Below are 25346 nucleotides of genomic sequence, written 5' to 3'. Positions count from 1 at the left end.
CCGGACAGCGCCGCCGAACGACCAGGATCGGCGGAGCCAGAGCGTGAGCGAGCGCGGTCGGACCTCATCGTTAGCGACTGACCGCCGCGACAACCGCCTGGAGAGCGGCCGGGATGGCGTCGCCGTTGGGGCCGCCGCCCTGAGCCAGATCGTCCTTGCCGCCGCCACCACCACCGAGGATTCCGGCGACGGTCTTGGCAAGGGCACCGGCCTTATGGCCGGCATCTCTAGCTGCCTGGTTGGTGGCGACGATCACGACGGGCTTGTCCGCGGCTATGGCCGAGATCGCCACGACGACGGCGTCGGCGCCGAGGCGTTCGCGGGTCGCGAGGGCCAGCATCCGTGCGTCGTCCGGGGATCCGAGCACGCCGAGGTCTTCGGCCACGATCGTTACTGCACCGACCCGGCGGGCCGTGGCCAGCAGAGCGGGGACCCGGTCGGTCAGGGCACGGGCTTCGAAGGCCGCGATCTTCTTCTCGGCGCTCTTGAGGCTCGCTACCAGGTCGCTGATGCGTTCGGGAAGCTGCTCGCGAGGAGTTTTCAGGCTTGAGGTCAGCTGCGACACCAGCATGCGCTCGGCGGCGAGGTCACGGAACGCTTCGAGGCCGACGAGGGATTCGACGCGACGGTTGGTCGAACCGACCGACGCCTCGCTGATCAGGTTGATCATGCCGATTTCAGCACTGCTGCCCACATGGGTACCGGCGCAAAGTTCGCGCGACCACGGGCCGCCGATGTCGACGACGCGCACGACGTCACCATACTTCTCGCCGAACAGCGCCATGGCACCGAGCGCTTTCGCCTCCGCAATGGGCAGTTCCCGGGTGGTCACCGGCAGGTTGTCGCGAATGGCGTTGTTGGAAATTTCTTCGATCTCGGTGCGAGTCGCCGGCGAGAGCGCCTGGTTCCAGGAGAAGTCGAGGCGAAAGAAGCCGGCCTTGTTGTACGAACCGGACTGGTGCGCGTTCGGGCCGAGCACCTGGCGCAGGGCAGCGTGCAGCACGTGCGTGCCGGAGTGCGCCTGGCGGGCGCCGCGGCGCCAGTTTTCGTCGACCACGCTCGTGGCGCGCTCGCCCACGCCGACCTCGCCGGACTGCACGAGCACTTTGTGGCTGATCAGACCCTTAACCGGCTTTTGTACGTCGAGCACCTTGAGCTCGTAGCCGGGGCCAACGATAAGGCCGGCATCCGCTACCTGCCCGCCCGCTTCGGCCCAGAGCGCCGTCTCTGCGAGGATGACCTCGGCTGTTTCTCCGGCAACGGCGCTCGTCACCGACTCACCATCGACGATGAGACCGAGCACGCTGGACTCGTTCTGCAGGTCCTCGTAACCGGTGAACACGGTCTCGCCAAGGGCGCGGAACGCGCTGTAGACCCCGAGGTCGGCCAGGGTGGTCTTCTTGGACTTCGCATCAGCCTTGGCCATGGTGCGCTGCTTGGTCATGAGCACGTCGAAGGCGTCACGGTTGACGCTGAGGCCGGCTTCCTCGGCGATTTCGAGGGTGATCTCGATCGGAAAACCGTAGGTGTCGTGCAGCAGAAAAGCGGTCGGTCCGGCCAGTTCGGTCTTATCGGCCTTCTTGGTCTTGGCCACGGCGAGGTCGAGCACCGCGCTACCGCTCGCAAGGGTGCGCAGAAACGTCTCTTCCTCGGCGAACGCGGCCTGGCTGATGCGCCCGAAGTCGCTCTTCACCTCCGGGTAGGCGGCGCTCATGGCGTCGCGGGAGGCCGGCAGTAGTTCGGGCATGCTCACGGTGTCGACGCCGAGCAGGCGCATGGCGCGTACGCTGCGCCGCAGCAGGCGGCGGAGGATATAGCCGCGACCCTCGTTCGACGGCATGACGCCGTCGCTCATCAGCATGAGCGAGGAACGCACGTGGTCGGCGACGATGCGCATGCGCACGTCGTCGGCGTGGTCGGCGCCGTAACGTCGTCCGGAGAGCGCGGCGGCCCGGTCCAAGACCGGGCGCACCTGGTCGATCTCGTACATGTTCTCGACGCCCTGCTTCAAAAAGGCGACGCGCTCGAGGCCCATGCCGGTGTCGATGTTCTTCTTCGGCAGGTCGCCCAGAATCTGAAAGTCGCCCTTACCGTTGCCCTCGCCGCGCAGGTACTGCATGAAGACGAGGTTCCAGATTTCGACATAACGGTCGTCGTCGGTGGCCGGGCCACCATCGGCGCCGTAGGCGGGGCCGCGGTCGAAGAAGATCTCCGAGCAGGGGCCGGCCGGGCCGGGCTGGCCCGTGGACCAGTAGTTGGAGTCCATGCCGAGGCGCTGGATGCGGTTGTCCGGCACGCCGAGCGCGCGCCAGTAGCGGTGCGCCTCATCGTCGTCGAGGTAGATGGTGACCCAGAGGTCGCTCTCGCGAAAGCCGTATCCGCCCTGGTCTTCCGGGGTAGTCAGCAGTTCCCAGGCGAAGCCGATGGCCTCTTCCTTGAAGTAGTCGCCGAAGCTGAAGTTTCCGTTCATTTGAAAGAACGTGCCGTGGCGCGGGGTCTTGCCCACTTCTTCGATGTCGTTGGTGCGAATGCATTTCTGCACGCTCGTGGCGCGCGGATACGGTGCCGGAACCAACCCGGTCAGGTACGGCACGAACGGCACCATGCCGGCCACGGTGAAGAGAAGGGTGGGGTCGTCGCTCACCAGTGAAGCGGACGGCACAACGGTGTGTCCACGATCGGCGAAGAAGTCGAGCCAGCGCCCGCGAATGTCAGCAGTCTGCATGGTGTCCGTAGCTATTGAAGTGCATGAGTGAGGTGGAGCGTGGTGCCCTTATAAAGCGGATGCTCAGGACGCGCTTGGTGCCGGCGCGTCGCCAACGGCATCCGCAACGTCACCGAGCGCTGCGTGCAACTCGGCCTCGCGCTGCCGATACCCCTCGGAGATGGCCTCGCCGAACTCGCGCGCCTTGGTGTCGAGTTCGGTGAAGAACTGCTTACCCTGCTGAGTCTTGTTGACCTCGTGAGCAACGACGAAGCCAGCGGCCACACCGATGACCAACCAGATGACGTTCTTCATGGCACTTCTCCCTGAATCTGCGCGGCCTGTGCTTTCAGTCAATAGAACCGAATTGAATGGAGCCTGGCACCGCTAGCCGCAGCTATCGATAAGTCGGGCGCGAGAATATCAACGCCGTCTCCAGAGTAGCCGGTCAACCCCGATTTCGCCCGGACCCCGCCCGCCCGCCACGAAAGGCGGCTCGCACGCCGGCCGAGAATCCGGCGAGCTTGATCAGCGGACCGCCGACGGTGGCCGCGAACAGCGCGACGAGCGCTGAGACGTTACCGGTGACATCCGCTACGTTGCTGGTGATCGTGTCGACCCTCGCCAGCTGCTGATTCGTGGATCGGATGGTTTCGGTCGTCTCTGCAAGCATCGGGGTGATTCCCTCGCTGAGATCGTGGATGGCCGCGGTGGTTTCATCGAACACCCGGCCCAGCTTGACCAGCGGAACGGCGATGACCGCCACCAGAATCGCGAATACGCCGGCGGCGATCAGCCCTGCAATATCTCCACCCGACACGGTGACTCCACTCAAATCAATGGGCCCCTGGGAGGCCCGGGAATACAAAAAAGGGCGGATCACCCAGAGATGATCCGCCCTTCAGCGTACCGGTCAAAGACCGGTTAACTAACTATCCAACTGCACAGGTTAGCGAGCTGCGTAGTACTCCACGACGAGCTGAACTTCACAGGTCACGGGGATCTCGATGCGCTTCGGCGCGCGCACGAGGCGGGCCTGAAGCTTGTCGAGCTCAACCTCGAGGTACGGCGGGAGCTTGGGGAGCAGGTCGACGTGTCCGCCGGCTGCTGCAACCTGGAAGGGCTCCATGCCCTCGCTGCGAGCCTTGACGTGCATGAGCTGGCCCGGCTTCACGCGGAAGGAGGGCCGGTCAACGAGCTCTCCGTCAACGAGGATGTGACGGTGCACGATCATCTGGCGAGCCTGGGCGGTGGTGCGGGCGATGGCCGAACGCACGAGGAGGGCGTCGAGACGGGTCTCGAGGATCTCGACGAGGTTCTCGCCGGTCAGTCCCTGACGACGACGAGCCTGCTCGAAGGCGATCTTGAGCTGGGCTTCGCGGATGCCGTACTGGGCGCGTAAGCGCTGCTTTTCGCGCAGACGAACGGCGTAGTCCGAGTCGGTCTTGCGCTTGGTGCGGCCGTGCTCACCCGGTGCATAGGGGCGCTTCTCGAGGAAGCGGGCTGCCTTCGGCGTGAGGGCAATGCCCAGGGCGCGCGAGAGGCGAGTTTTACTGCGGGTACGTGACTTGGTAGACACGGTTTCCTTTCAATCGGACTCAATAACAGGGATACCAGGGCGAGTGCGTCTTTTCAGCACAGTGTCTAATCAACACAGTCGTCATGGGAGATCAGAGGATTGGGTGCCATGGGACGTTCGGCTACAGAACGAAACCCCTCCAAACTGGAAACGGACGCAGCCGCATGCCGAAACCAGTTGTAGGCAGAGTCAAGGTTAGCACAGCGGATGCCCTGCTCAGGCTCTGCACACCAGGGCGAGTTCCCGATCCGGGCAGCGGCGGTCGCGAGCGGTCTCGTGAAAACTGGATGCGCATTTATTCGTTGCGGACTATACGACGGATTTTTAGGAGGCGGGCGGAGATATCGCGCTCGTGGCCGTGCTCGGTCGGCTCGTAGTAGCGGGTGGATTTCAGCTCCGTTGGGGGGTATTGCTGGGTGACCACTCCGAGCGGGTCATTGTGCGGGTAGACGTAGCCCTTGCCGTGGCCGAGTCGCTTGGCGCCGGGGTAGTGCGCGTCGCGCATGCCCTTGGGCACGCGGCCCAGCTTGCCGGCGCGAACATCCGCTATGGCAGCATCGAGCGCCATGTAGGCGGCGTTCGATTTGGGGGCCGTCGCGAGGTGCACAACGGCCTGGGCGAGCGGGATTCGCCCCTCAGGCATGCCGATCAGCGCGACGGCATCGGCGGCGGCGACGGCGATCAGGAGCGATTGCGGGTCGGCCATGCCGATGTCTTCGGAGGCGAGGACGATGATGCGGCGGCAGATGTAGCGCGGGTCTTCGCCGGCCTCGATCATGCGCGCCAGGTAGTGCAGCGCGGCGTCGACGTCACTGCCGCGCACCGATTTGATGAACGCGCTGATTACGTCGTAGTGCTCGTCACCGTTGCGGTCATAGCGCAGCAGCGCACGATCAACGGCGAGCGAGACGATGTCGGTCGTGATGACAGGCTTGCCGGTCGCGCCGGGTTCGAGCGTCGATTCCGCCGAAACGGATGCCGCCTCCAGCGCCGTCAGCGCCCGCCGCGCATCCCCCGAGGCCAGGCGAATGATCGCGCCGCGAGCCTCGGCCTCGAGTTCGAACCGGTCAGCGAGGCCGCGCGAATCCGTGACCGCACGATCAACGACGATCCCGAGGTCGTCGTCGCTCAGAACTTCGAGGGTGAGTAATAGTGAACGAGACAGCAAAGGAGAAATGATCGAGAACGACGGATTTTCGGTCGTCGCGGCGACCAGGATGACGACGCCGTTCTCGACCCCTGGCAGGAGGGTGTCTTGCTGGGCTTTGGAGAAGCGGTGGATCTCATCGAGAAACAGCACCGTCGCGAGACCGTAGAGGTCGCGGTTGGTTCGGGCGTCTTCCATCACCTGGCGCACGTCGCGCACACCGGCCGTCACAGCAGAGAGTTCAACGAAACGACGTCCGGAACTGTGCGCGATCGCCTGCGCGAGCGTGGTCTTGCCAGTACCGGGCGGTCCCCAGAGAATGACCGACACGCTGCCGCGCTCCCCCGTCTTGTCGCTGGCCAGACTAACCAGGGGCGACCCCGGGGTGAGCAGATGACGCTGGCCGGCTACCTCGTCCAGGGTTTTCGGGCGCATTCGTACGGCGAGGGGGGCCTGGCCACTCCGCAGACCCGGTTGAGCATCCGACATTCCTCCAGCGTAGTTTGTGCGTAGAGTTCTACGAGGTCGGGAGCGTTGGCGCCCGACTGCGTTTGTGCGGTCGTCGCCAACCCCGACGGCCCTGGAGGGGTTCCAAGTGGCTTCGAATTACAAGCTCGAGCGTGCGGCACGTGAAGAGCGCGGACGTGTTCGTTCCTACCAGGCCCGACGGGCGGTGCACGAGCACCAGTCGAAGCGGCGCGTGCGGGACAACCTGATCGCCGGCGGGGGGCTGCTCGTCGTACTCACATTGATCGTGGTGGCGCAGGTCTTCTACTTCACCGGCGGACCAGGTACTCCGGACGCGACCACTGCGGCAACCGACACCCCGACCACGACGCCGACGGCTGCCGCCGGGGCCAATTCGGGTGTGGTGCCCGCCAGCACGCTGGCCGAAGGTCGCACCTGGACCGGCACCATGACCCTCAACGACATTCCGGTGGGAATCGAGCTCGACGGCGCCCTGGCGCCGCAGGCGGTTTCGTCGACCATCAGCCTCGTTCAGACCGGGTTTTACGACGGCCTCACCTGCCACCGTCTGACGGTGGAGGGCATTTTCGTGCTGCAGTGCGGCGACCCGGTGGGCGATGGCACCGGCGGCCCCGATTACAGCTACGGACCGGTGGAGAATGCACCGACCGACAACGTATACCCAGCTGGAACCCTCGCCATGGCACGTTCCGGCAACGACGGCTTCTCCAACGGCAGCCAGTTCTTCATCGTCTACGAAGACAGCACCATCCCCGCCGACAGCGCAGGCGGCTACACGGTGCTCGGGCGGGTCACGAGTGGCCTCGACCAGATCAAAATCGAGATCACGGATGCCGGAATCACGGCAGGCGGCGCCTCGCCCGTCGTACCGACCACGATTACCGGGATAACAGTTCAGTAGGATCGATCGATCCCCCTGCGCTATTGCAATAGGCTTATCAGGGTATTTCCTGGCTCCGCATTTTTTCTTCCCGCGGCGCCCACACAACAACTCAGCAAAGGTGAGGCTCTTGACTACGACAGATCAGCAACCATGGGGTCGCGTAGACGAAACCGGCACGGTTTACGTGCGCGAGGCGGATGGCGAACGCGCCGTCGGCCAATACCCGGATGCCACTCCGGAAGAGGCCCTGGCCTACTTCGAACGCAAGTACGTTGAACTCAATGGGCAGGTCACCCTGCTCGAGCAGCGTGCGAAGGGTGGCGCTCCGGCCGCAGACGTGGCCAAATCGGTGGCCAATCTCACCGTCGCCGTTGCCAACGCCAACGCCGTCGGTAACCTGGCCGCGCTGGCAGAACGCCTCGGCGCGCTCGGCGGAGCCGTCACCGAACTCACCGAGCAGCAGAGCATCGAGACCAAAGCAGCATCCGCTGCCGCCGTCGCCGAACGAGCCGAGATCGTGACCGAGGCCGAGCGCCTCGCCGCCGAAGATCCGGCCAAGACACAGTGGAAGCAGACCAGCGCTGCCCTCGACGCCCTCTTTGCGAAGTGGCAGGCGCACCAGCACGATGCCCCGCGCATTCCCAAGGGCGAGGCCAACGACCTGTGGAAGCGCTTTCGGGCGGCCCGCACGACGATTGAGCAGAACCGCAAGGCGTTCTTTGCCGAGCTCGACAGCGCGCACAAGGACGTTCGCACCAAGAAGCAGCACCTAATCGAGCAGGCTGAGGCGCTCGCGCCGCAGGGTGCCGACGGGGTGTCCGCCTACCGCAAGCTGCTCGACGAGTGGAAGCAGGCCGGCCGCAGCGGCAAAAAGCAGGACGACGCCATGTGGGCGAAGTTCAAGGCCGCCGGCGACGTGCTCTACTCCGTCAAGAGCGAGGTGGAAGCTCAGGACAACGAGGAGTTCTCCGCGAACCTGGTACTCAAGCTGGAACTCCTGACCGAGGCCGAGACACTGCTGACGACCACTGACCGAAACGCCGCTCGCGACACGCTCACGGTCATCCAGCGCAAGTGGGACGTCATCGGCAAGGTTCCGCGCGACGAGGTCAAGCCGATCGAGGATCGCCTGCGCAAGGTCGAAGCCGTCGTGCGCAAGCTCGATGACGACCACTGGAAGCGCAATAATCCAGAGACCAAGGCCCGCACCGAGGGTTTCGCCGGCCAGTTGAATGACGCGATCGCCAAACTTGAAGATGAACTGGCCACCGCTCAGAAGAGCCAGAACGCCCGCGCCATCAAGAACGCCAACGAAGCGCTCGAGGCCCGCAAGGCTTGGCTCAAGGCGATGGGCCAATAGGCACGACTGCAACACCCGGCAGGAACTATCCCCACCCCGCACCGGTGGTCATTTTCTCCACAGATCCAGGCTCCTTCGGGGGCCTGGACCTGGTTAAGGGACAGCATGGCGGCATGATGAATCCCCGGAAACGAACGCGCACGGTCAACGACCTGCCCCTGGCCGAGCTGTGCAGCGCCCGGCTCGACGGGCAGGTTTTTCAACTCGCCGACTCCTGGTGTGTGATCGATGAAATAGACGGATGCTCCACACGGGCCGTCTCCGCCAGCCGGCTGGTCCCACCCCGCGCCATCGCCGAGCGCCTCACCGCCGCGTGGATCTACGGCGTCGCACCTGAGCCCCGTCGCCACCAATTCTGCGTGCTCATTGGTGCGCGCACGACGGCCGTCTGGTCACCACGTGTTCAGCTGCGCGAAATCGTGCGCTCTCCCGATGACGTGCGCACCATCGCGAATGTCCGGGTGACCACTCCCCTGCGTACCGCCGTCGACCTGGCGCGCTATCCGCCAGCGACCTCGGGGGCCGAGATCATCGCGCTTCTAGCCCGGCTCCTGCACTACGGCGCGTATCCTGACATCTCCGCGGCCGTGCGCCTCTGCCAGCGCGGAAGCCCAGCCTACAGCGTCGTCGCCGTGGCCAGGTTCGCGGCGGTCAACGAGGCGTTGCGCTCCCTGTACCAGTCGAGCGCAGCACCCGAGAAAGCAGTGGGCGTCTAGCCGTCGTTGACCCGGTAGACGTCGTAGACAGCATCGATGCGGCGCACAGCATTGAGGACGCGATCAAGGTGGGTGGTGTCACCCATCTCGAACACAAACCGGCTGAGCGCCAGGCGGTCACTCGACGTGTTGACCGTGGCCGAGAGAATGTTCACGTGATGCTCAGACAGCACCCGGGTGACATCGGAAAGCAATCCGGATCGGTCGAGTGCCTCGATCTGGATGTGCACCAGGAACAGGCTCTTCGACGTTGGCGCCCAGTCGACCTCGATCATGCGCTCCGGTTCCTTGAGCAGGGACTGCACGTTGTGGCACGCCGCCTGGTGCACCGAGACACCAGCACCACGGGTGACAAACCCGACGATCTTGTCGCCGGGAACCGGCGTGCAACAGCGGGCAAGCTTGACCAGAATGTCCGGGGCACCGCGCACGAGCACACCAGAATCAGTGTTCCGAGTGGTCTGCGGCCGGCCGCGGGCAGCAACCGGAAAGTCGTTGCTGTCATTGTCGTCGATGCTCTGCACCGAGGACACAACCTTTTCGAGCACGGACTGGGTCGAGACGTGGCCTTCACCAACCGCCGCATACAAGGCCGACACGTCATCATATTTGAGTTGAGCCGCGACCTCCGCGAAGGAGTCCTGGTTCATCAGCTTCTGCAGCGGAAGGTTCTGCTTGCGCATGGCCCTGGCGATGGCGTCGCGGCCCTGCTCGATGGCTTCGTCGCGGCGCTCCTTAGTGAACCACTGCCGAATCTTGTTGCGCGCGCGTGGGCTCTTGACGAAATTGAGCCAGTCCTTGCTGGGCCCGGAGTCGGGGTTCTTCGAGGTGAATACCTCGACAACGTCTCCGGTGATAAGTTCGCTCTCCAGCGGAACCAGACGGCCATTGACCTTGGCGCCCATGGTGCGGTGGCCGACCTCGGTGTGCACCGCGTAGGCGAAGTCAACCGGGGTCGCGCCCGAGGGCAACCCGATGACGCGGCCCTTCGGCGTGAAGACATAAACCTCTTTGGCACCGATCTCGTAGCGCAGGGAGTCGAGGAACTCGCCGGGATCGGCAGTTTCGGCCTGCCAGTCGGAGATATGCGCCAGCCAGGCCATATCGGTGTCGCTCTGCGGGCCCGGGCCGCCGGCGCTCTTGCCGTTGACCTGCTCCTTGTACTTCCAGTGCGCGGCGACACCGAATTCGGCGCGCTGGTGCATTTCGGTGGTACGAATCTGGATCTCGACCGCGCGACCGCTCGGGCCGAGCACCGTCGTGTGCAGCGACTGGTAGAGGTTGAACTTGGGGGTCGCGATGTAGTCCTTGAACCGCCCGGGCAGTGGGGTCCAGCGGGCATGAATAGAACCCAGCACGGCGTAGCAGTCCCTTACCGAATTCACGAGAACGCGGATGCCGACAAGGTCGTAGATTTCGTCGAATTCGCGGCCGCGCACGACCATCTTCTGGTAGATCGAGTAGTACTGCTTGGGGCGCCCGGCAACTTTTCCCCGAATTCGAGCGGACTTGAGGTCGTCACTGATGGTGTCGATGATCTGCTGCACGAACTCTTCGCGCTGCGGGGTGCGCTGTTTGACCAGGCTTTCGATCTCGGCGTAGAGCTTGGGGTACAGCACGGCGAAAGAGAGGTCTTCGAGTTCCCACTTGATGGTCTGAATACCCAGGCGGTGAGCCAGCGGTGCATAGATCTCAAGGGTTTCAGTAGCCTTCCGCACGGCGGATTCGTTGGGTACGAAGCCCCAGGTGCGCGCGTTGTGCAGCCGGTCGGCGAGTTTGATGATGAGTACGCGGATGTCCTTGGACATGGCGACGATCATCTTGCGCACGGTCTCGGCCTGAGTCGAGTCGCCGTACTTCACCTTGTCGAGCTTGGTGACGCCGTCGACCAGCATCGCAATTTCGTCGCCAAAGTCGGCCCGCAGGGCGTCGAGCGTGTAGTCGGTGTCTTCGACGGTGTCGTGCAGCAGCGCAGCAGCTATGGTCTTGGTGCCGATGCCAAGGTCGGCCAGAATTTGGGCCACGGCAACGGGATGGGTGATGTACGGCTCTCCGCTGCGCCGCATCTGCCCGTCGTGGGCACGCTCGGCAGCCGTGTAGGCACGCTCAATAATCGACAGGTCGACCTTGGGGTGGTTCAGCCGCACCGTCTTGATCAGGCGGTCGACGGCACCAGCGGGCTGGGCCCGAGAGAAGATGCGCGGAACCAAACGGCGCAGCGAGGCCGGAGATGGCGTCGTCGTGTCCGTCATAGTCTCACCTCTTAACTCACAGCGGTTGAAACCGCGCGGGCTGTGTTTGCGTTCCCTCAATTATGCCGGTTCGCGACGCCTCTCCCTTACGCTGCAAGCGATCCGCCCTGCCCACACGCAGCGAAACGGCCAGCCCATCGGGGCTGGCCGTTTCGATCAGAGAGCGAATGCTACGCGGTAACGGACTCCGCAGCCGGCGTCGAAGCCTTGGCGCGTGCCGCCAAAGCCTGCTTGTCGTGCTTACGAATGGCGGCCTCGCCAGCGCGCAACTGAACATACAGCGGCGAAGCGATGAAAATCGTTGAGTAGGTACCGACCAGGATGCCGATGAGCAAAGCCAACGAAATGTCGCGCAGGGTGCCAGCACCGAGCACGAAGGCACCGATGAACAGAATGGATGCCACGGGCAGGGCGGCGACGACGGAGGTGTTGATCGAGCGCACCAGCGTCTGGTTCACGGCGAGGTTGACCGACTCCGCGAAGGTGCGGCTTGAGCCGGATCCATCGAAGTTGGTGTTCTCCCGAATCTTGTCGAAGACCACGACGGTGTCGTAGAGCGAGTAGCCCAGAATGGTCAGGAACCCGATCACCGCGGCCGGCGTGATCTCGAATCCGGTGATGCCGTAGAACCCGGCCGTGATCACGAGGTCATGGAGCAGCGCGACCATGGCCGCGACCGACATCTTCCAGGTGCGGAAGTAGATCGCCATGATGATACCGGCGAGCACGAGGAACACGATCAGGGCGCGCAGCGCCTGGCCGGTGATGTCCTGCCCCCAGGTCGCTCCGATGAAGGAGGTGGCCACTTCGGTGACCGGAACGTCATAGGCGGCGGCGAGGGCGTCGCGTACTTCCGTCGTCTCCCCCTCAGACATCTGGTCGGTCTGGATCCGAACACCGTCTGAGCCGACGGTGGAGACCTTCGGAACGACGTCGGGAGCGACGCTCGCGACGGCATCCGTTGCCGTGGTCTGCGACTGACTCGTCGTCTGGGAGACGACGAATTCGCTGCCGCCGGTGAATTCAATGCCGAACACAAAACCACCGCGCAGCAGGAACGGGCCGACCAGGGCAATGAGGATCATGCCACCGGCGATCAGGTACCAGAGTTTGCGGCGCCCGACGATATTGAGCGACCGTGCCCCGGTGTAGAGGTCATTTCCGAGCTGCGAGAAGCTGGCCATCAGGAATCCTTCCCGTCTGTCGATCGATCAGTACTGGTACTTACCAGCTCAGACGCCTTACGTTCGGCGATCGTTTGTCGCTTGGCCGCCTCTTTGCTCGAGGACGCCACCTTCCTCGCCGACATGGTCGACGAGGGTTCAAAGCGGGCACGGCCACGGTAAACCGCGCCGAGGGCACGAGGATCGAGGCCGCTGAGTTTGTGGCCCTCGTTGAAGAACCGGGTTTTCGCAACCAGCTGCAACATCGGGTGGGTGAACATGCTCACCACGAGCAGGTCGACGATGGTGGTGAGGCCGAGGGTCAGAGCGAAGCCGCGCACATTTCCTACGGCGAGCACGAACAATACGGCGGCGGCGAGAAAGTTCACGACGTCAGAGGCGACGATGGTGCGGAAGGCACGCTTCCAGCCGGCCTCGACCGACGACTCCAGCCCGCGACCGTCACGCAGTTCATCGCGTACGCGTTCGAAGTACACGATGAAGGAGTCGGCGGTGATACCGATCGCCACGATCAGGCCGGCAACACCGGCCAGCGACAGACGGTAGCCCTCACGCCAGGACAGGATAGTGATGAGCAGGTAGGTGATCACGGCCGCGACTGCGAGCGAAGCAACGGTCACGAGGCCCAGCAGACGGTATTGGGCGAGCGAGTACATGACGACGAGGATCAGACCGATTAAACCGGCGATGAGTCCGTTGAGCAGCTGTGTCGATCCCAAGGTGGCCGAGATGGTGTCCTGGCTCTGTACGGTGAAGCTGATCGGCAGAGCGCCGAACTTGAGCTGGTCAGCGAGGGCCTTCGAGCTGTCCTGGTCAAAGGAGCCCGAAATTTCCGGCCTGCCGTTGAGGATGGCTCCCTGCGTGTTGGACGGCGCCGAGATAACAGCGCCGTCGAGCACGATAGCGAATTGATTCTGCGCCCCGGTCAGGTTGTTCAGCCGCGTCGTGACGTCGGCGAACTTCGTGGTGCCCTCGCTGTTGAACACAATGTTGACGACCCACTCACCGGTGGTTGCGCCCGACGAGGTGGTGCGCTGACCATTGGTCGCGTCGGTGATGGTGGAACCGTCAACCTCGACCGGGCCGAGGATGTACTTAATCGAGCCATCCGTTTCGCAGGTGATGAGGGGTTCATCGGCCGGCGCGACGTTCGTGGTGTTGATCGCGGCACAGTCGAAGGCGTCATACTCGGCCTGCAGGGCCGGGGTGACGTAGTTCAGGTCGCTCGCGTCGGTGGGTTCGACCGTCGGAGTCGTGGACAGGCTCGGGTCGACGGTTGCCTCCGGTGCGGGGGTCGCGGTACCGTCGGCACCGACGGTCTGGCCCGAGGGCTGACCGGCCACGAGCACGGCGCGGAATTCCAGTTTGGCCGAAGACTTGATGCGCTCCAGGGTGGCGTCATCGGGGGTACCGGGGATCGATACGACGATGTTCTGGCCGCCCTGAGTGTTGACCTCGGTTTCGGAGACTCCCGAGGAGTTGATCCGCTGGCGAATAATGCCCACGGCCTCGGTGAGCTGCTCAGAGGTGACGGTCGCGCCGCTCTCGACCTGCGGGGCGAGAATGATCTGCGTTCCACCCTCGAGGTCGAGCGCCAGTTTCGGCGTCCACGACCCGTTCTGGGTGAACACGCCGAACGCGTTCAGAGCGATCAGGCCGACGATGAGCACGCCCAGCCAGGTCAGGGAACGCCAGGCCTTTTTGGCCGGAGACGACGACTTAGCCACCTATGAACTCAGCTTTCTGTTGGCGCCCACACCAGAATGTGTGGGCGCGCCGCGTGTTGCAGTACGTGCGTTGTTGGTGCGGGAGCTAGATTACGCGTCGCCCTTTTTTGGCTGTTCGGTGGTGTCGGTGTCGCTCTCGACCACGCGCTGGCCGAATTCCGGCTCAGACAGTTCCGATTCACGCAGTGAGTCGATGCTTTCAACGGCAGAGTCGTCTTCGACGTCGTCGGCGACAATCGGCTCCACCACGCGAGCGATGGTCTGACGGTGGATCTCAACGATGACGCCGGGAGCGATCTGAAGTTCGACCTTGTTGGCCTCTTCGTCGATGGCAATGATCGTGCCGTACATACCGAAGTTGGTCATGACGTCGGCGCCGGGAACCATGGTCGCCTGCAGGGCTTCCTGGTCCTTCTTGCGCTTACGGCCGTTGCGGAACATGAAGAAGACGAGTACGGCCAAAACGGCCAACATGACGAGAGTCAAAGAATCCATGGAGCGGTAAAACCTTCCGATTGCGGCGCGGGTGGCCGAAGCTTGTGGGTGAAGACCCGCCAGCAGGCCTAGAGAGAATATGCCTCTAGACAGGCGGGCCAAATTGAATTATAGGTCAAGAAGGGTCACACTTCCCTGTGGGGTAATGCCCAGGGGCGGTGTGAGACCAAAATGTTGCCAGGCCGCGCTGGTCGCAACACGGCCGCGCGGGGTACGCGTGAGGAATCCTATCCGTACCAGGAACGGCTCGACGACCGCTTCGACGGTTTCGGACTCCTCGCCGACCGAGACGGCCAGGGTGTTCAGGCCGACCGGTCCACCACCGAATCGCGTCAGGATGATCTTCATGACTTCCCGGTCCAGACGATCCAGGCCGATCGCATCGACGTCGTAGAGTTCGAGCGCCGCGTGCACCGCCGCGATGTTGGCGCCGCCCCCGTGCACGAGCGCGTAATCGCGCACCCGGCGCAGCAGGCGGTTCGCGATGCGGGGTGTGCCCCGGCACCGGCCGGCGATCTCGGCCAGCGCGTCGCGCTCGATCGGCAGGTCGATCAGCTGGGCGGCGCGATAGAGCACCTGTTCCAACTCGCTCTCGGCGTAAAACTCCAGGTGCGCGGTGAAGCCGAATCGGTCACGCAGCGGGTTCGGCAGCAGGCCGGAGCGCGTCGTGGCCCCCACCAGGGTGAACGGGGCAAGGTCGAGCGGCACCGAGGTGGCCCCGGCGCCCTTGCCCACCATGATGTCGATGCGAAAGTCTTCCATCGCGAGATAGAGCATCTCTTCGGCCGATCGCGCCATGCGGTGAATTTCATCGATGAACAGCACCTCACCGGGAACCAGTGAGGACAGCACCGCAGCGAGATCACCGGCGTGTTGAATGGCCGGTCCGCTCGACATGCGCAGCGGCCGGTTGCCCTCGTAGGCAACGATCATGGCGAGGGTGGTCTTTCCGAGGCCGGGCGGGCCTGCCAGGAGGATGTGGTCCGGCGTGCGGTTCTGCATCGTCGCGGCGGTCAGCAGCAGCTGCAACTGCCCGCGCACCTTCTTCTGGCCGACGAATTCGGCCAGGCTCGCCGGGCGCAGCGCGCCCTCGAAGGCGAGCTCGGATTCGCTTTCGAGCGAGGGGTTACTGAGCTCGACGCCCGGGTCCGTGGTCACGAACGGCCCGAACCGGTCGACGCAGCTGCAGACCCGGTGGCGTGGTGCGCCGCCGGGCCGAGGCGGCCGAGGGCCAGCCGGAGCACAGCGGCGACGGTCGGCGGCGCGGAATCGGCGCCGGCAGCGTCCGCCAGCTCGGTGAGGGCTTCATCGACGGCCTCAGCGGCGACCCGTTCGGACCAGCCCAGACCGATCAGGGCAGCCTGCACGCTCGCGGCGACCGAGGTAGCGCCGGGTCGGCGAGTCGGGGCGCTTTCGGCGCTGACGGCGATTTTTCCGGCGAGGGAGAGCACGATGAGTTTCGCGGTCTTGGGACCGATGCCGCTGACCTTGCGGAAGGCTGCGTCGTCGTCTGCATTGACGGCCTGCCCGATCTGGTTGGGGCTGAGCACGGCGAGCACGCCGAGGGCGGATTTGGGGCCAACCCCCGTGACGCCGACCAGCAGTTCGAACACGGCGAGTTCATCAGCCGTGGGAAAACCGTAGAGGGTAAGGGAATCTTCGCGCACGATGAGCGTGGTCGCAAGGCGCGCCTCGTCACCGATGCGCACGCCGAGGGCGGTAGCCGGCGTCACCTGCACCCCGAGGCCGACTCCCCCGACCTCGATTACCACCGTTGATGAGCTGGCGGTTGAGCCCACGGCAGACAGGACAAGGCCACGTACGGAAGAGATCACCGCTTAAGACTACGGGGCACCGCCGACACCGCTGGCACCGACCCGCGTTCGGCGGCACGCCAGGCCTTTTGCGCCGGGGTCAGCGCGGCAGGCGTTCCTGTGGCCGCTTTGACCGAGACGACGGTCGGCAGCGTGCCGCCGGAGGCGCCGGTGCGCCAGGCATGGCAGATCGCGAGGGCCAGGGCATCCGCTGCATCGGCGGGCTTAGGAATTTCGGTGAGCCCGAGAATGCGCGCGACCATGGTGCCGACCTGCTGCTTGTCGGCGGACCCGTACCCGGTGATGGCCGCCTTCACCTCGCTCGGGGTGTGCAGGGTCACCGGCAGTCCGCGCTGGGCGGCGAGCAACAGGGCCACCCCACTGATCTGGGCCGTTCCCATGACCGTGCGAACGTTGTGCTGGGCGAAAACCCGTTCGATGGCGATGAATTGCGGCCGGTGCCGGTCGAGCATCTCTTCGAGGCCCTGCGACAGCAGCAGCAGCCGCTGCTCCAGGGGCAGGTCGGGCGCGCTGCGCAGCACGGTCACGTCCACCAGGCGGGCCGAACGGTTGCCTTCGACATCGACCACGCCGACACCGCAGCGGGTGAGGCCCGGGTCGATGCCGAGAACCCGGACCGCCATCGAACTACTCGGACTCGCTCGAGAGTGCGGCCTGTACCTCGGCCGACAGGTCGTAGTTGGAATAGACGTTCTGCACGTCGTCGAGGTCTTCCATCGCGTCGATCAGGTGGAACACCTTGCGGGCGGTTTCGGCGTCGACTTCGACTTTGAGCGACGGGATGAAGGCGATATCGGCGGACTCATAGTCGATGCCGGCGGCCTGCAGCGCGGTGCGGGTGGCGACGAGGTCGCCAACGGAAGAGTGAATCTCGAAGGTCTCGCCCTCGTCGATGACCTCTTCTGCGCCGGCGTCGAGCACGGCGAGCATGATGTCGTCTTCGGTGATCGTGGGCAGGTGCTTGACCACGACGACACCCTTGCGGTGGAAGTTGTAGGCGACACTGCCCGGGTCGGCCATGGCTCCCCCATTGCGGGCCATTGCGGTGCGTACCTCGGCGGCAGCACGGTTCTTATTGTCGGTGAGGCACTCGATCATGATCGCGACACCGTGCGTGGCATAGCCCTCGTACATGATGGTTGTGTAGTCAACCTGTTCGCCAGACAGCCCGGCACCACGCTTGACGGCGCGGTCGATGTTGTCGTTGGGCACGGAGGTCTTCTTGGCCTTCTGAATGGCATCGACCAGCGTCGGGTTACCCGAGAGGTCAGCGCCGCCCAGGCGGGCCGCAACCTCAATGTTCTTGATGAGCTTGGCGAACGCCTTGGCTCGTCTGGAGTCGGTGACCGCCTTCTGGTGCTTGGTGGTGGCCCATTTGGAATGCCCGGACATACATCTCCCGTTGTTGTGCTCGAACAAGCTGTGTTCGAATGAGTTGTGCTCGATCAGGCTCTGATGATCGCTGCGAAGTCGGTGCACGCTTGGTGCCGACTCAGTCTATCCCGGTGTGACTTCCAGCAGCTTGTGCAGCGTGTGCAGGTTGCGGGTGGTGGTGGTGTCGCGGTACTTGAGCTTGGCGCTCTTCTTACTGAAGGCACTCTTGATGCCGACGGCTTTGCGCACCTCCCAGTACAGCACGCCGTGGCCGAGTTCGATGCGTTCGTCGGTGGCATCGAGTTCCTTGGCGTGTCCGGCCAGCTCACTGAGGTGGCCGGGGTCGGAGGAGAACATGACATAGGGGTGCCAGCCGTCGCGGTCGGCGTCGAACGGGTACGAGCGCACGATGCGGTCGAGCGATTCGGCGTCGACGAGCACGATCCATGCTTCGTACTCGAAGCGAGCCGTCAGGGCGGCTTCGATGCGCGCCTTGAGGGCTGCGGCATCCACTTTGTTAATCAGCGGAGTGTCGACGAGCGGACTGTCGATGCTGAAGATTACATTGCCGCTCGCCAACACCGTTTTGACGTCGGTGAAGCCGAGTTCGCGAAATGTGTCGGCGAGATCGCTCATTGCGATGGTGATGCCGTTGACGTTGATGCCACGGAGCAGTGCTACATATCGGGTCATCGTTGACCACCGGTTGTCTGAGTCATGTCTGAACCCTAGCCACACTCGCGCGCGCGGCACAATTGGGCCTGGCATCAGCGGGCGGCGGCGACCAATTTCTGCAGGAAATACTGGTGAAAACGGTATTCGCCGGTGATTTCCGGATGAAAAGAGGTGCCGAGCAGGTTGCCTTGTTCCACGGCGACGCAGCGGCCGTCGGCGAGGGTGGCCAGTGCGGTCGCCCGATGTCCGACGGTCTCCACGATCGGCGCCCGAATGAACACCGCGTGCACGGGCTTCTCGCCGAGCGCCGGAATGTCCAGGTCGGTCTCGAAGGAAGCGGTCTGCGAACCGAAGGCGTTGCGGCGCACGGCGATGTCGAGTCCGCCGAGGCTCTGCTGGCCGTTCATGCCACCGAGAATCGTGTCGGCGAGCATGATCAGCCCCGCGCAGGTTCCATAGACCGGCAGCCCGCCGCGGATGGCTGCGCGGAGCGGTTCGGCGAGGCCGAAGGTACGGGCGAGCTTGTCCATGACGCTCGATTCGCCGCCCGGAATGACCAGACCGTCGACCTGGAGCAATTCTTCCGGACGGCGCACCAGGACGACGTTCGCGCCGAGCGCGCGCAATACCTGCGCGTGCTCACGAAAGTCGCCCTGCAGGGCGAGCACCCCGACCCGCAGACCTGCCGGTACAGCGGCCTCTGCCGGTCGGGTGCCCATCGAGAGAATCGTCACGAACGGTCGGGCTACCAGCCGCGCGTAGCGAGGCGGTGCGGTGCGGGGATGTCCGACACGTTGATGCCGACCATGGCCTCACCGAGACCGCGGGAGACCTCAGCGATGACCTTGGCGTCGTCGTAGAAAGTGACAGCCTTCACGATGGCGGCGGCACGCTGTTCGGGGTTGCCCGACTTGAAGACGCCGGAGCCAACGAACACGCCGTCAGCACCGAGCTGCATCATCATGGCGGCGTCGGCCGGGGTGGCCACACCTCCTGCAGTGAAGAGAACAACGGGCAGCTTTCCGGTTGCGGCGATCTCAGCCACCAGTTCGTACGGCGCCGCCAGCTCCTTGGCGGCAACGTACAGCTCTTCCTTGCTCAGCGAACCGAGACGACGAATTTCTCCGTTAATGGTGCGAATGTGCTTGGTGGCCTCGGAGACGTCGCCGGTGCCGGCTTCGCCCTTGGAGCGAATCATGGCCGCACCCTCGTTGATGCGGCGGAGTGCCTCACCGAGATTGGTGGCACCACAAACGAAGGGAATGGTGAAGTTCCACTTGTCGATGTGGTTGACGTAGTCGGCCGGGCTGAGCACTTCGGACTCGTCGATGTAGTCGACGCCGAGCACCTCAAGAATCTGCGCCTCAACGAAGTGGCCGATGCGGGTCTTCGCCATGACCGGGATGTTGACCTCGGCAATGATGCTGTCGATCAGGTCAGGGTCGCTCATACGGGCAACTCCACCCTGCGAGCGGATATCGGCGGGAACGCGTTCGAGCGCCATGACGGCTACAGCGCCGGCGTCTTCAGCAATGCGAGCCTGGGCAGCGGTGACGACGTCCATGATGACGCCGCCCTTAAGCATTTCGGCGAGTCCCCGCTTGACGCGGCTCGAGCCAACTTGTTCGGCAGAGTTTGATTGAGTCATAGCTACGATTATATTCCTTGCGCGGTGGTGGTCTGGTCGGCGGCTGGTGTCGGTCGAACGGATGACCGGGGCGTGCCAGCACGCTGCCCGGCCTAGAGCAAAACTAGAGGGAAGCTGCCGTGGCGGCCGAGGGAGTCAACGCGCCCGGCCAGCCGTCGGCAATTTCGCGCCGAACTTCGCCGAGCAGGCGCGGGATGGCCTTGGTGCCGGCGATGATCGGAAAAAAATTCGAGTCTAAGGCCCAGCGCGGCACGATGTGCTGGTGCAGGTGCTCGGCGATGCCGGCCCCGGCGATACGTCCCTGATTCATACCGATGTTGAAGCCGTCACAGTTCGACACCTGGGTGAGCACCCGCATGGCGATCTGGGTGAAGTCGCCGATTTCGGCGATCTCCTCCGGAGTGGCCTGGTCGTAGGTGGCGACGTGCCGATACGGACAGACCAGCAGGTGGCCGCTGTTGTACGGAAAAAGGTTGAGCAGCACGTAGGCATGGGTGCCGCGCGCCACGATCAGCGCCTTCTCGTCGTCCAGGGTCGGCGCGATGCAGAACGGGCAGTCGTCGGGGTGCGGCTGCTGCCCGTCCTGGATGTAGACCATCCGGTGCGGCGTCCAGAGCCGTTGGAAGGCATCCGGAACACCCGCGAATTCTGCATCGGTTTCGTTGGCACCCGCGCCGAGCGCGTCGGAACCGCGCAGCCGATCGGCCGGAATCGCCGACACGCTAGGCCTGCACTTCGGCCACAGCGGGGGCAACCGGGGCGACCGGGGCGACCGGAGTCGTAGTCACCTGCGCACGGTTCTCGATCGACTCCACGATGATGCGCACGGCCTCGTCTACCGGCACCCCATTCTGCTGCGTCCCATCGCGAAAGCGAAAGCTCACCGCGCCGTTGGCCTGGTCATCTTCGCCCACGATGAGCTGGTACGGCACCTTGGCCTTGGTGTGAGTGCGGATCTTCTTCTGCATGCGATCGTCAGAATGGTCGACTTCGGCGCGCACGCCGGCCTTCTTCAAGGTGGCGATCACGTCGTCGAGGAAGGGGCCGTACTGCTCGGAGACGGGAATACCGACAACCTGCACCGGGGCCAGCCAGACCGGGAACGCCCCGGCGTAGTGCTCGGTGAGCACGGCAAAGAAGCGCTCGATCGAGCCAAACAGGGCGCGGTGAATCATGACCGGGCGCTGGCGGCTGCCGTCATTCGCGGTGTATTCGAGGTCGAACCGTTCGGGCAGGTTGAAGTCGAGCTGAATGGTCGACATCTGCCAGGTTCGCCCGATGGCGTCCTTGGCCTGCACCGAGATCTTGGGGCCGTAGAAGGCCGCTCCACCCGGGTCGGCGACCAGATCGAGACCGGAGGCTTCGGCGACCTCGCGGAGCGTCTCGGTGGCTTCGTCCCAGGCTTCGTCGCTGCCGACGAACTTTTTTGGGTCTTTGGTGGAGAGTTCGAGGTAGTAGTCCTCGAGTCCGTAGTCGGCGAGCAGCTGCAGCACGAAGTTGAGGGTGCTGGTGAGCTCCTCCTTCATGCCTTCCTTGGTGGTGTAGATGTGGGCGTCGTCCTGGGTCATGCCGCGAACGCGGGTAAGGCCGTTGAGCACGCCGGACTTCTCGTAACGGTAGACCGATCCGAATTCGAACAAGCGCATCGGTAGGTCACGGTAGCTGCGGCCACTTGACTTGAAGATGAGGTTGTGGAACGGGCAGTTCATCGGCTTGAGGTAATAGTCGACGCCCTGGCGGGTGACGTGACCGGTGTCGTCACGTTCCTCGTCGAGGTGCATCGGGGGAAACATGCCTTCGCGGTACCAGTCGAGGTGGCCGGAGGTTTCGAACAGGGTCGACTTGGTGATGTGCGGTGAATAGACGAAATCGTAGCCAGCCTCGGCGTGGCGTTTGCGGGAGTAGCTCTCCATCTCCTGCCGAATGATCCCGCCCTTGGGATGGAACACGGCCAGGCCGGAGCCGATCTCCTCCGGGAAGCTGAACAGGTCGAGTTCGGCACCGAGCTTGCGGTGATCGCGCTTGGCCGCCTCTTCCTGACGGGCCTGGTAGGCGCGCAGTTCGTCCTTGGTGGGCCAAGCGGTGCCGTAGATGCGTTGCAGCTGCGGGTTCTTCTCTGAGCCGCGCCAGTAGGCGGCGGCCAGGCGGGTGAGTGAGTAGCCGTTGCCGATCATGCGGGTGTTGGGCAGGTGTGGGCCGCGGCAGAGGTCCTTCCAGACCGTTTCCCCGGACTTAGGGTCGACGTTGTCATAGATGGTCAGCTCGGCGCCGCCGACCTCGACCGACTCGTCGTCGGCGGTCGGGCTGTTGTTGGCGACAGCGTCGCCCTCACCGGGACCGCCCTTGATGCCGATGAGTTCGAGCTTGTAGGGTTCGGCGGCCAGTTCGGCGCGGGCTTCGTCGTGGGTGACGACGCGACGCACAAACCGCTGGCCCTGGCGGATGATGCGGTCCATCGCCTTTTCGAGCGATTTGATGTCCTCGGGGGTGAACGGGTCGGCCACATCGAAGTCGTAGTAGAAGCCGTCGGTGACGAATGGGCCGATGCCGAGGCGGGCGGCCGGGTTGACGGTCTGCACGGCCTGGGCCAGCACGTGGGTGGCCGAGTGGCGCAGAATATTCAGGCCATCGGGAGAATCTATGGTGACCGGTTCGACAGCATCCGTCGGCAACACGGTGGCCGCCAGATCTTTCAACTCACCGTTGACGCGCATTGCGACAACGGATCGGTCGGTGAAAAGCGCAAAGCCGTCAGCCACGTGTATTACTCCCTGTTGTTTGCCTACCCATCAACTTTAGCGGCGTGCGCCGGGCTGATCGTCGGTTGAGCGACTGAGAGACAGCGATAGCGCTCGCACGCCCTACAAACCGAGCCGATATCGGAGTACTTTGTCCGTGATTTGGGGGTCCGAGCACCACCGACCGCAAAGAAACGTGCCATGACAATTTTACCTCACCCAACCCCAGCGGCCCGCAGCGGCGCGAAGCGTTCCTGGCGCCTGTCGGCACTGGTGATTGCGTCCGTGCTCGGTGCCTTGATCGTCGCACCCGCCGCATCGGCAGCAACGGATGCCCCGGCCCTTTCCCCGGGGCGGGGTACGGTCAGCATTGAGGCTGGCACCTTTGACTTCTACTTTGCCGGCCAGGCGGCATCCGTTTACGGCGAGATCTCGGCCGTTGCCCCCGCCACCGCCGTTCCGACGGGAAGTGTGCGCGTCGTGTCGATTGAGCCCGGTAACCGCACCGAGACACCCGCGCTCCTGCCGAGCGACACGGCCGGCATCTTCTTCTCCGATGCCTACCCCAGCAAGGCCGGTACGCGCCAGTTTCGAGTGGACTATCTCGGGGATAGAAACTTTTCCCCGGCATCGAAAACCTTTAACTACTTCGTGCCGACCGGACCCGACACCAAAACGACCCTGACCGCGACGCCGTCCGGCACCATCACGGCCGGCCAGCGCATCACCTTCACCGCAGCCGTCACGGACAGTCAGGGCCGCGCCCTGGACGGTGATCGTTCCAGCGAAGAGATCGCCTTCTTCGACAATGGCCGACCGCTGGTCGGCGACCAGGTATTCGGCGAGTGGCATTCGACGATCACGACGACGAGGTTGTCCGTGGGGGTGCACCGCATCACGGCGGAGAGTTTCGCCGTCTTCTACAGCCCATCGACCTCACCAACAGTGGTTGTCACGGTCGTGGCGAAGCCGGCCAGGGTAAGTCGAACGCTGACCGTCATGCCCCGGGGTGATGTGCACGTGGGAACGCCCGTCTCGGCCACAGCGACATTCACTTCAGCGGCCGGAACGGTGACCGGGTTCGTGCAGTTCTATGACGTGGCGACCAAGGTCGGCCAGCCGGTAGCGCTTTCGAAGGGTTCAGCCACGTTCAAGTACACGTCATTGAAGGTGGGCACGCACGCGCTCGTGGCCCGCTATCTGGGTACGACGAAGTACGCTCCGGCGTTGACCCTGCCGCGATTGGTGCGGGTAATTCGGTAACGGGAGAGGGTGAGAGTTCAGCGTCGCTGAACTCTCACCCTCTCCCGGCGACCTGGGCGCGGCATCCGCTTTCGCGGGTTGGCCGACGCGCAAATCAGGCGCTGACCTAAACCGACTCCGACGAACGTTCGATCACGAAGTCGGCACCGGGATACACGATGCTCTCGTGCCGGTCGTCGAACAATACGAGGTACGGCGGCCCGCCGTCGATCCCGCGAACCTCAAGTATCTCGCCGCGACGGTCCGGCCGTTCCACCGTTTTGCCGCGAATGACAATCCGATCTCCCTCTGTGGCGCGCATTGCACTCACCTCCTGCGCGCAAAACTACGCGGGCAGTGGATGCTGCACAAGGGCACACCAGCCGGCGTGTTGCCCAGATAGTGCACGGCCGGTTTTGCGTACAAAAAAACCCCGTTTGACCGGGGTTTTCGTGTTTCTTCAAACGCTGTGTGGGCGATACTGGGATCGAACCAGTGACCTCTTCCGTGTCAGGGAAGCGCGCTACCGCTGCGCCAATCGCCCAAGATTCTGGGAATTACGGTGTCTCTGCAATACAGTTCTCGGCGAATGCACCAGGAATTGAGGTGGATACGGGATTCGAACCCGTGTTAACGGCTTTGCAGGCCGCTGCCTCGCCTCTCGGCCAATCCACCAGTTGGGTTCATACCAAACGAATTGGAACCGCACCCAAAGGTGCGATTCCAGTTCATTCGAGCGGATGACGAGATTCGAACTCGCGACCCTCACCTTGGCAAGGTGATGCGCTACCACTGCGCCACATCCGCAACTGTTCGCATTTCTGCGTACTCAGAGACTCTAGCTGAATAGCCAGACGGAAACCAAACCGAGGCTTTTACGGCGTGTTGCGCGGGGGGTGGCGTGGGTGGGGTGCGGGCGGCGCGGGAGTTGCGCCAGGAGTAAGGGCCCTGGCCACAACACTCGCGCAACACGCTGCGCTGGACCTGCGCCAGTTCCGCCGTCTCCCGCGCAGCGGCGAAGCTCCCGCGCAACGTGGCTGTGCCGTCGAGCTGGTGCGGGGGTGGCCCGCGCCACACCGCGAGCGGCGTCGATGTGCGGCGACCCGCCAGTCTGGGCTAGTATCAAAAGTCGCACCAGCAACTTTGGTTTGTGGTGTGAGTGCAATTGGGCGATTGGCGCAGCTGGTAGCGCGCTTCCTTCACACGGAAGAGGTCGTGGGTTCAAGTCCCGCATCGCCCACCGCGAATACACGAAAAGCCCCGAGAAATCGAGGCTTTTCGTGGTTAAGTCGCCTGAT

The 25346-nt window shown here is 64.0% G+C and carries 23 protein-coding genes and 4 tRNA genes; 5 read left to right on the top strand and 22 right to left on the bottom strand.

The features are described 5' to 3' along the window. Nucleotides 1-70 precede the first annotated feature (70 nt). The 5 genes from alaS to E3T41_RS01150 all read right to left on the bottom strand — a co-directional run bounded on the left by alaS (nucleotide 71) and on the right by E3T41_RS01150 (nucleotide 5919). A complete protein-coding gene (alaS, locus tag E3T41_RS01170) occupies nucleotides 71-2725 on the bottom strand; it encodes an alanine--tRNA ligase (RefSeq protein WP_134476837.1) in 2655 nt (884 codons plus the stop codon). 63 nt (nucleotides 2726-2788) lie between these two features. Further along, a complete protein-coding gene (locus E3T41_RS01165) occupies nucleotides 2789-3019 on the bottom strand; it encodes a hypothetical protein (RefSeq protein ID WP_092449107.1) in 231 nt (76 codons plus the stop codon). A 133-nt stretch (nucleotides 3020-3152) separates the two neighbouring features. Beyond that, nucleotides 3153-3524: a DUF948 domain-containing protein gene (locus tag E3T41_RS01160; RefSeq protein WP_092449108.1), complete on the bottom strand. Its 372-nt coding sequence runs from the start codon at nucleotides 3522-3524 to the stop codon at nucleotides 3153-3155. Between the two features lie 129 nt (nucleotides 3525-3653). Further along, entirely contained in the window at nucleotides 3654-4283 is a 630-nt protein-coding gene (gene rpsD, locus E3T41_RS01155) for a 30S ribosomal protein S4 (protein ID WP_092107727.1), read from the bottom strand. A gap of 295 nt (nucleotides 4284-4578) precedes the next feature. Further along, nucleotides 4579-5919, bottom strand: a complete 1341-nt coding sequence (locus E3T41_RS01150; protein WP_134476836.1) for a replication-associated recombination protein A — start codon at nucleotides 5917-5919, stop codon at nucleotides 4579-4581. Nucleotides 5920-6025: 106 nt separating this feature from the next. On the opposite strand from E3T41_RS01150, the gene E3T41_RS01145 reads away from it, so the two are divergent. From E3T41_RS01145 to E3T41_RS01135, 3 genes are all read left to right on the top strand, one after another. Beyond that, nucleotides 6026-6820, top strand: coding sequence for a peptidylprolyl isomerase (locus E3T41_RS01145; RefSeq protein WP_134476834.1), 795 nt, complete (start codon nucleotides 6026-6028; stop codon nucleotides 6818-6820). A gap of 109 nt (nucleotides 6821-6929) precedes the next feature. After that, nucleotides 6930-8162 (top strand): DUF349 domain-containing protein, encoded by a 1233-nt coding sequence (locus E3T41_RS01140; RefSeq protein ID WP_104133161.1) that lies wholly within the window; start codon nucleotides 6930-6932, stop codon nucleotides 8160-8162. A gap of 113 nt (nucleotides 8163-8275) precedes the next feature. Further along, nucleotides 8276-8878 (top strand): type IV toxin-antitoxin system AbiEi family antitoxin, encoded by a 603-nt coding sequence (locus E3T41_RS01135; RefSeq protein WP_134476832.1) that lies wholly within the window; start codon nucleotides 8276-8278, stop codon nucleotides 8876-8878. Here E3T41_RS01135 and E3T41_RS01130 read toward each other — a convergent pair. The 13 genes from E3T41_RS01130 to thrS all read right to left on the bottom strand — a co-directional run bounded on the left by E3T41_RS01130 (nucleotide 8875) and on the right by thrS (nucleotide 22782). After that, nucleotides 8875-11130, bottom strand: coding sequence for a bifunctional (p)ppGpp synthetase/guanosine-3',5'-bis(diphosphate) 3'-pyrophosphohydrolase (locus E3T41_RS01130; RefSeq protein ID WP_092449113.1), 2256 nt, complete (start codon nucleotides 11128-11130; stop codon nucleotides 8875-8877). The genes E3T41_RS01135 and E3T41_RS01130 overlap by 4 nt on opposite strands. 170 nt (nucleotides 11131-11300) lie before the next feature. Beyond that, nucleotides 11301-12314 (bottom strand): protein translocase subunit SecF, encoded by a 1014-nt coding sequence (secF, locus tag E3T41_RS01125; protein ID WP_134476830.1) that lies wholly within the window; start codon nucleotides 12312-12314, stop codon nucleotides 11301-11303. Continuing rightward, nucleotides 12314-14041, bottom strand: coding sequence for a protein translocase subunit SecD (gene secD, locus E3T41_RS01120; protein WP_092449115.1), 1728 nt, complete (start codon nucleotides 14039-14041; stop codon nucleotides 12314-12316). Before secD ends, secF begins: the two co-directional genes overlap by 1 nt. Before the next feature lie 90 nt (nucleotides 14042-14131). After that, entirely contained in the window at nucleotides 14132-14536 is a 405-nt protein-coding gene (yajC, locus tag E3T41_RS01115; protein ID WP_092449116.1) for a preprotein translocase subunit YajC, read from the bottom strand. 108 nt (nucleotides 14537-14644) lie between these two features. After that, nucleotides 14645-15694, bottom strand: coding sequence for a Holliday junction branch migration DNA helicase RuvB (gene ruvB / locus E3T41_RS01110; RefSeq protein ID WP_092449117.1), 1050 nt, complete (start codon nucleotides 15692-15694; stop codon nucleotides 14645-14647). Beyond that, nucleotides 15691-16371, bottom strand: a complete 681-nt coding sequence (gene ruvA / locus E3T41_RS01105; RefSeq protein ID WP_092449118.1) for a Holliday junction branch migration protein RuvA — start codon at nucleotides 16369-16371, stop codon at nucleotides 15691-15693. The genes ruvB and ruvA overlap by 4 nt, the downstream gene beginning before the upstream one ends. After that, a complete protein-coding gene (gene ruvC, locus E3T41_RS01100) occupies nucleotides 16368-16994 on the bottom strand; it encodes a crossover junction endodeoxyribonuclease RuvC (RefSeq protein WP_092449119.1) in 627 nt (208 codons plus the stop codon). Before ruvC ends, ruvA begins: the two co-directional genes overlap by 4 nt. A 4-nt stretch (nucleotides 16995-16998) precedes the next feature. Then, complete coding sequence (locus tag E3T41_RS01095) at nucleotides 16999-17763, bottom strand: YebC/PmpR family DNA-binding transcriptional regulator (RefSeq protein ID WP_092449190.1); 765 nt, start codon at nucleotides 17761-17763, stop codon at nucleotides 16999-17001. Nucleotides 17764-17868: 105 nt separating this feature from the next. Then, nucleotides 17869-18438 carry a DUF1697 domain-containing protein gene (locus E3T41_RS01090; RefSeq protein ID WP_092449120.1) on the bottom strand — a complete coding sequence of 190 codons (570 nt, stop codon included), beginning with the start codon at nucleotides 18436-18438 and terminating at the stop codon, nucleotides 17869-17871. A gap of 74 nt (nucleotides 18439-18512) precedes the next feature. Then, entirely contained in the window at nucleotides 18513-19139 is a 627-nt protein-coding gene (gene pdxT / locus E3T41_RS01085; RefSeq protein ID WP_134476941.1) for a pyridoxal 5'-phosphate synthase glutaminase subunit PdxT, read from the bottom strand. Between the two features lie 26 nt (nucleotides 19140-19165). After that, nucleotides 19166-20068, bottom strand: a complete 903-nt coding sequence (gene pdxS, locus E3T41_RS01080; protein ID WP_092449122.1) for a pyridoxal 5'-phosphate synthase lyase subunit PdxS — start codon at nucleotides 20066-20068, stop codon at nucleotides 19166-19168. A 103-nt stretch (nucleotides 20069-20171) separates the two neighbouring features. Then, a complete protein-coding gene (locus E3T41_RS01075; protein WP_134476938.1) occupies nucleotides 20172-20765 on the bottom strand; it encodes an HIT domain-containing protein in 594 nt (197 codons plus the stop codon). Between the two features lie 25 nt (nucleotides 20766-20790). Continuing rightward, nucleotides 20791-22782 (bottom strand): threonine--tRNA ligase, encoded by a 1992-nt coding sequence (gene thrS / locus E3T41_RS01070; protein ID WP_241990990.1) that lies wholly within the window; start codon nucleotides 22780-22782, stop codon nucleotides 20791-20793. A 225-nt stretch (nucleotides 22783-23007) separates the two neighbouring features. Between thrS and E3T41_RS01065 the strand changes: the two genes are divergently transcribed. Further along, entirely contained in the window at nucleotides 23008-24069 is a 1062-nt protein-coding gene (locus E3T41_RS01065; protein ID WP_134476827.1) for an Ig-like domain-containing protein, read from the top strand. A gap of 106 nt (nucleotides 24070-24175) precedes the next feature. Here E3T41_RS01065 and E3T41_RS01060 read toward each other — a convergent pair whose 3' ends face one another. From E3T41_RS01060 to E3T41_RS01045, 4 genes are all read right to left on the bottom strand, one after another. Further along, a complete protein-coding gene (locus E3T41_RS01060; RefSeq protein ID WP_092449125.1) occupies nucleotides 24176-24370 on the bottom strand; it encodes a DUF1918 domain-containing protein in 195 nt (64 codons plus the stop codon). 150 nt (nucleotides 24371-24520) lie between these two features. Then, a tRNA-Val gene (locus E3T41_RS01055) sits at nucleotides 24521-24592 on the bottom strand. Nucleotides 24593-24652: 60 nt separating this feature from the next. Beyond that, nucleotides 24653-24723 (bottom strand) — tRNA-Cys (locus E3T41_RS01050). Nucleotides 24724-24783: 60 nt separating this feature from the next. Beyond that, nucleotides 24784-24855: transfer RNA gene (locus E3T41_RS01045), tRNA-Gly, on the bottom strand. A gap of 360 nt (nucleotides 24856-25215) precedes the next feature. Between E3T41_RS01045 and E3T41_RS01040 the strand changes: the two genes are divergently transcribed. Beyond that, nucleotides 25216-25288 (top strand) — tRNA-Val (locus tag E3T41_RS01040). The last annotated feature ends 58 nt before the right edge of the window (nucleotides 25289-25346 follow it).

Origin of the sequence: Cryobacterium sp. Hh38, assembly GCF_004403235.1 — a bacterium.
GTDB classification, from domain to species: Bacteria; Actinomycetota; Actinomycetes; order Actinomycetales; family Microbacteriaceae; genus Cryobacterium; species Cryobacterium levicorallinum.
Note: the sequence above shows the minus strand (reverse complement) of the source record. Positions and strands in the feature narration are given on the sequence as shown.

Excerpts from the sequence above, each read along its gene's own strand:
- alaS (WP_134476837.1), bottom strand. The coding sequence starts at position 2,725 with ATGCAGACTGCTGACATTCGCGGGCGCTGGCTCGACTTCTTCGCCGAT.
- E3T41_RS01165 (WP_092449107.1), bottom strand. The coding sequence starts at position 3,019 with ATGAAGAACGTCATCTGGTTGGTCATCGGTGTGGCCGCTGGCTTCGTC.
- E3T41_RS01150 (WP_134476836.1), bottom strand. The coding sequence starts at position 5,919 with ATGTCGGATGCTCAACCGGGTCTGCGGAGTGGCCAGGCCCCCCTCGCC.
- E3T41_RS01135 (WP_134476832.1), top strand. The coding sequence starts at position 8,276 with ATGATGAATCCCCGGAAACGAACGCGCACGGTCAACGACCTGCCCCTG.
- E3T41_RS01130 (WP_092449113.1), bottom strand. The coding sequence starts at position 11,130 with ATGACGGACACGACGACGCCATCTCCGGCCTCGCTGCGCCGTTTGGTT.
- secF (WP_134476830.1), bottom strand. The coding sequence starts at position 12,314 with ATGGCCAGCTTCTCGCAGCTCGGAAATGACCTCTACACCGGGGCACGG.
- yajC (WP_092449116.1), bottom strand. The coding sequence starts at position 14,536 with ATGGATTCTTTGACTCTCGTCATGTTGGCCGTTTTGGCCGTACTCGTC.
- ruvC (WP_092449119.1), bottom strand. The coding sequence starts at position 16,994 with ATGGCGGTCCGGGTTCTCGGCATCGACCCGGGCCTCACCCGCTGCGGT.
- E3T41_RS01095 (WP_092449190.1), bottom strand. The coding sequence starts at position 17,763 with ATGTCCGGGCATTCCAAATGGGCCACCACCAAGCACCAGAAGGCGGTC.
- E3T41_RS01090 (WP_092449120.1), bottom strand. The coding sequence starts at position 18,438 with ATGACCCGATATGTAGCACTGCTCCGTGGCATCAACGTCAACGGCATC.
- pdxT (WP_134476941.1), bottom strand. The coding sequence starts at position 19,139 with ATGGGCACCCGACCGGCAGAGGCCGCTGTACCGGCAGGTCTGCGGGTC.
- pdxS (WP_092449122.1), bottom strand. The coding sequence starts at position 20,068 with ATGACTCAATCAAACTCTGCCGAACAAGTTGGCTCGAGCCGCGTCAAG.
- thrS (WP_241990990.1), bottom strand. The coding sequence starts at position 22,782 with ATGCGCGTCAACGGTGAGTTGAAAGATCTGGCGGCCACCGTGTTGCCG.
- E3T41_RS01065 (WP_134476827.1), top strand. The coding sequence starts at position 23,008 with ATGACAATTTTACCTCACCCAACCCCAGCGGCCCGCAGCGGCGCGAAG.
- E3T41_RS01060 (WP_092449125.1), bottom strand. The coding sequence starts at position 24,370 with ATGCGCGCCACAGAGGGAGATCGGATTGTCATTCGCGGCAAAACGGTG.